The organism is Streptomyces sp. NPDC001156 (assembly GCF_053598275.1).
In genome coordinates this window covers 1-5,330 of sequence record NZ_JBSFJX010000344.1, presented here as the reverse complement: position 1 = coordinate 5,330, position 5,330 = coordinate 1, and the positions used below count along the sequence as shown (strand labels likewise).

Sequence of the window (5,330 nt, the reverse complement as noted above, 5' to 3'; positions counted from 1 at the left end):
CAGCGGTCTGTGTCGTAGTGGATGCGGTAGGCCACGGCCCGGTTCGTCGAGACGCGGTCGGCCCACTCGTCGCTGCGGTGGTGGAAGACCACGGTCGAGGCGAGGACGTACCGGCCGTGCGGGGCGTTCGCCAGGTGCGCCAGCGGGACGGGAAGCTTGAGGGACACTTCGCCGTCCGGGGTGACGCGGATCGTCTCGTTCCCCAACCGCTTGCCCGACTCGCCGTCCGCCTGCAGGAACCAGCGCTCCGCTTCCCAACGACGCCGCCACGCGTGCCCGGCGAGCTGCGCCGCGTCGAGGTGGTGTCGGGTGTGGAGCAGGCGTTTACCGCCCCGCACGACCCGCACCCGCCCCACCTCGTGATCGGCCCGCTCCCGCTCCAGCCGATCCTTGAGCAGACGCAGCCGCCGGGACTTGTGGAACCACTCCTGCCGGGTGCGGTATCCGCCCGGAGCCCGCTTCGAGCCCTTCTCACCCACCGGCAGCGACAGGCGGTGCGTGATCGTCTTGATGCCGGCCTCAAGGCTGCGGAGGTGCGCGAGCTGGGCACGCCGGGACAGCGCCCACTGATCGTGGGTGGCCTTGGTGATCGAACCGGCCCACCGCGAGGACGACGTGTCGGTCAGGGCCCGCTTGCGCTGCGCCCACGTATCCGCGGAGTGCTCCAGGCCCTCAGCGCACCGGCGTTTGAGATCCCTCGAGGCCAGCGACCCCAGATGCGCGCCGACCACACGTAACACCTGCTCGTCGTCCGGCGTGAGGCCCTTGAGGCGGGTGCGGACCGCCACACCGGACGGACCGACGGCCACGAAGGGGGCAGCGATCGTGCGCAGCGACTCACCACGCATCGATGCACCCCCCTCCCCCACACGTGACCAGCAACAGGAAGAACGCTACCGGCCGGCACTGACGATGCCCGCCAAGCGGTCGTGCGCGCTGCAACACCACGAACAAGTACATGCTCGTGCACACTCACACACACTCCTGCACATCCGAAACCGAACAGCTCCCAACCCCGCCAAGGCCGCCTCGCCTCACGGAAACCCGCGGCACCGACTGGGGATATCTGCCAACAAGAGCCGCACAACAGACAGGAGTAACGTGGCGCTTGTGATCCAAGGCATTTCCGCCGCCAAGTGGAGCTACGTCACTCGCAGGGTCGTGGACCGAGGCCAGATGTGCCTGAGCGGATTCCCCCGCAAACCCCGGCTCGGCGACCTGGTCGCGGCGAAGGTGACCGCGCTGGGGGCCCACGCCCACACGGAGGACGTCCACGGCCGCAGCGTCAGCCTCTATCCGGGAGACATCCTCGTCGGAGCCTACGGAAACAGGTACGCGACCGATTTCTTCGAGGGATACCTGCCGGAAGGGACGGCCGTGCACCTGCTCACCGCGGGCGGCCTCATCGGTACCGTCGTATCCGCCCACACGCGCCGTGACCCGCCGACCGAGCTGGAGGTGATCGGCGCGCTCACCGACCACCGGGGCGCGGTGCTGTCGGTGGAGGATTTCGCGATACCCACGCCCGCCGCAGCCGTGCCGGGGCTGGGCACGCTGGTCGTACTGGGGTCGTCGATGAACGCGGGCAAGACCACCACCATGGCGGCCATGGTGCGGGGCTGGCGCCGCGCGGGTCTGACCGCCGGCGCCGGCAAGATCACCGGCTCCGGCAGCGGCAAAGACCGCTGGATGTACATCGACGCGGGCGCCACGGCCGTCCTGGACTTCCTCGACTTCGGCCTGCCCTCGACGTTCGGCTACCCGCTCGAGCGGTTGCGCGCCACGATGTTCGGCGTCCGCGACGGCCTGGTGGACCAGGGAGCCCAGGCGGTGGCCTTGGAGATCGCGGACGGTCTGCTGCAGACCGAGACGGCGGCGCTCGCCACATGCCTTGCGGGCTTTGCCGACGGAGTGGTGCTCGCCGTCGCCGACGCGCTGGGCGCCAGCGCCGGCAGCGACATCCTGGCCGCTTTGGACGTTCCGATCCGAGCGGTGAGCGGCCGGGTGACCGCCAGCCCGCTGGCCTCCCGCGAAGCCGCCGCCGCCACAGGGATTCCGGTACTGTCCCCGGCGCAGCTCGCAGGCGGTGCTGCGGTGGACCTGCTGATCCCGACACCTGCGACTTTGAACGCGGCTTACGGCGGCACCGACGATGGATGCGGTGGTGAACCGGCGGGCGGCTGCCGCACACAAGAGCCGGGCCTATGACACGGGCCATGGTCTATCTCCCGGACGGCAACCCGGGCCCCGGGCGGATCGGGGACGTTGACATCGAGGTGGTGCGCTGCGGACCCGCAGAGCTGGTACTGCCCGAGGCGAGTGTCCAAGACGTGCGAGGGGGCCAGCTGTTCAACAACCGTGCACTGGCCTTCGATCCAGCCGGAGGCGGCGGTCCGCTGGCTGGGGCGGAGGCTGACCGGCAGGCCCGCGCGTTCGGACTGGTCAATACTGCCTTCCATCTCCAACGCGCCCTGAGGTACTTCGCCGGACTGCTTCAGCGACCTCTTCCGCACCTGGTGGTGAGAATCGGGATGCACGACCAGCCCCGCCGCTGGGGTGGCGGCCACTACCGGCTGCCGGGGCGGGCGATGGCGCTGGAGAGCAAACCCGTCGTGCCGGACGGGGAGATCCACCTCGGAGGAGGCGCCCGTTTCCTTACCCCGGCGAAGGGCGCACAGTATTTCCACGCCCCGGCACACAACGCGGCGATCATCTACCACGAGGTGGGACATCATCTGTGTCGGCATACCGCGGATTTCCGCCTCAACAAGCTGCGCCCGCCGCGCGAGCAGACCAACAAGAAGATCGCGCTGGACGAAGGCACCGCGGACGTGTTCACCGCCGTGCTGCTGGGCACTCCCGACATCTACGGCTGGCACCGCCGCACCATCGCGGAGCGGGACCAGCGGCGTCGCAAGCTGGATGGCCACTGGACGATGGCGTACTTCCGCGGAGGCAACGACGGGGACCCGCACGCCGACGGCACCCTATGGGCCTCGGCCTGCTGGACCTCCCGCGAGCGCGTTGCCGCCTGCGGTGCCGATCCCGTCCGCTTCGACGCGCTGCTCGTGCGCGGCCTGGAGCTGCTCGGGGACGCAACACCCCTCACCCGCACCCACGAAGCGCTGCACAGCCGTCGGGACTTCTCCCGGCTTCTCGCCGCCATGACGCACGCCGACACCCAGCTCGCTCCGACGGTGCTGGCCGCCATGGCGGAACACGGTATCCGGCCGAACGCGAGCAACACCGAACTGACCGAGGCCGCCCGCCGCCGGGCCGTCGACCAGGCGCACAGATGAGCGGTCACCCGGCAGACTTCGGACTCCTGCGACAACTGTGGCGGTTCCGCGGCTACGGGCGACAGCACCTGCGCATGCTCCTGCTCGGGGTGGGCTTCCGCGTGGCCGAGCTGGTGGCCGACCTCGCCCAGCCCTGGCCACTGGCCCTGGTCATCGACGACGTCCTGCGCGGCGGCCACTCCCATGGGGCGCTGGCAAGGCTGGTATCCCCCCTTGGTGACTCCGCCCTCGCCATGCTGACCGCGGCGGCGGTCGCCGTACTGGTCATCACACTGGCCTCCGGCACATTCGACTACCTCGGCGACCGCGTCATGAACAGCGCAGGCGAACGGATCACCGCGACCATCCGCATGGACGTCTTCGCCCACCTGCAGCGGCTGCCCATGGCCTTCCACGACCGGCAGGCCGTCGGTGAACTCACCAGCCGCATCTCCACCGACACCGACCGGATCGAAGACGGGCTGGTGGACCTGTTCTCCACCCTGCTGCCCGGACTCCTGTCCATCGCCGGCTTCGCCGCCGTCCTGCTCACGGTCGACTGGCGGCTGGGCCTGATCGCCATCAGCTGCGCCCCCCTGGTGTTCATCACCGCCGCCCGCTACACGCGGCTGACCCGCCAGGCCGCACGCCACCAGCGCGCCGCCGAAGGCCGCCTCGCCGGCTACGTCGCCGAGTCATTGCAGGGCATCCGCACCGTCCACGCCTTCGGCCGCCATGACCTTCACGACGCCCGCTTCGCCACCGACAACACCAGCGCACTGAACGCAGGACTGCAGTCGGTGGAACTGCGCGCCCGGTTCACGCCGCTGCTGGAGGCCGCCACCGCTGTCGGCACCGCGGTGCTCCTGTGGGTCGGCGGCTTCGGCGTCCTCAGCCACTGGTGGAGCGTCGGACTCCTGGTCGTCGTGGCAAGCTACATGCGCGACATGGTCAAACCGATGCGCTCACTGTCCCGTCTGGCACTGACCTTCACCCAAGGAGCCGCCTCCGCCGAACGCGTCGCCGCCATCCTCGACCAGCCACTTGTCTCGCCGACCCCCTCACGTCCGCTGCCCCACCGCGCCACCGGCCGCATCGACCTGTACGACGGCAGCCTCGACTACGGCCGCGGCCCCGTACTCCACCGCCTCAACCTCATCATCCACCCCGGCGAACGCGTCATGCTGCTAGGCCCCAACGGCGCCGGCAAAACCACCGTGCTCGCCCTCGTCGCCGGACTGTATTCCCTGACCGAGGGCCAACTGCTGCTCGACGGACTCCCCATCGCCCAACTCCCCCGCCCCTGGCTGCGCCGGCAAGTCGCCGTCGTGCTGCAGGACACCTTCCTGTTCTCCGGCACCCTGGCCGACAACCTCCGCTACGCACGGCCCGAGGCCGACCCCGAGGAGGTCGCTTCGGCCGCCGAAGCGGCACTGGTCACACAGTTCGCCTCCGAACTGCCCGACGGCCTCAACACCACCATCGGAGACCACGGCATCGGACTGTCCGGCGGCCAACGCCAACGCATCGGCATCGCCCGCGCCCTGCTCCTCGACGCACCCGTCGTCCTGCTCGACGAACCCACCACCGGACTGGACCACACAGCCGAGCAACTCGTCATCCGCGCACTCACCCGGCTCGTCCTCGGCCGCACCGTCATCATGACCACCCACCGACCCGCCCTCGGCCGTCTGGCCACCCGCACCGTCCACATGGATAACGGGACCCTGGGCGGATTCGACTGATCGTCGCAACGTGGAAGGGGATGGCGGAGCCACTTTCCAGGTGAGGGCCGCAAGACGGAACTGTACCCGAAGACAGGAGCGACATCGCCCTGGACGAGAACGAACTCGAACTGCTGTGTCGCCTGGCCGGTTGCCGCCCGGTACGAACGCGGACGGCCTCGCCCTGATCATCCTGCGCACCGCACCGCCGAAGTCGCCGCGCGCAGGCTGCGGATGGGCGACGATGGACAGTGGCCGAGAACGCGACACACGGGGGACACCTGATGGAGGCTGCGGACGTCGTACAGGCGTTGGAGGGGCTGCGGGG

3 protein-coding genes and 1 pseudogene are annotated in these 5,330 nt (G+C 69.8%); 3 read left to right on the top strand and 1 reads right to left on the bottom strand.

The genetic code is table 11. The features are described from left to right. Window positions 1-848: pseudogene (locus tag ACWDA7_RS49770) on the bottom strand (IS200/IS605 family accessory protein TnpB-related protein); the annotation flags it as partial. Between the two features lie 262 nt (window positions 849-1,110). Here ACWDA7_RS49770 and ACWDA7_RS49765 point away from each other — a divergent pair. From ACWDA7_RS49765 to ACWDA7_RS49755, 3 genes are read left to right on the top strand one after another with little or no spacing between them, the layout of a single operon-like run. Next, on the top strand, window positions 1,111-2,208 hold the full coding sequence (locus ACWDA7_RS49765; RefSeq protein WP_450614454.1) for a DUF1611 domain-containing protein: 1,098 nt from the start codon (window positions 1,111-1,113) through the stop codon (window positions 2,206-2,208). Window positions 2,209-2,216: 8 nt separating this feature from the next. Continuing rightward, a complete protein-coding gene (locus ACWDA7_RS49760; RefSeq protein ID WP_450614452.1) occupies window positions 2,217-3,299 on the top strand; it encodes a hypothetical protein in 1,083 nt (360 codons plus the stop codon). Further along, window positions 3,296-5,023 (top strand): ABC transporter ATP-binding protein, encoded by a 1,728-nt coding sequence (locus tag ACWDA7_RS49755; RefSeq protein ID WP_450614450.1) that lies wholly within the window; start codon window positions 3,296-3,298, stop codon window positions 5,021-5,023. Before ACWDA7_RS49760 ends, ACWDA7_RS49755 begins: the two co-directional genes overlap by 4 nt. Window positions 5,024-5,330 lie beyond the last annotated feature (307 nt).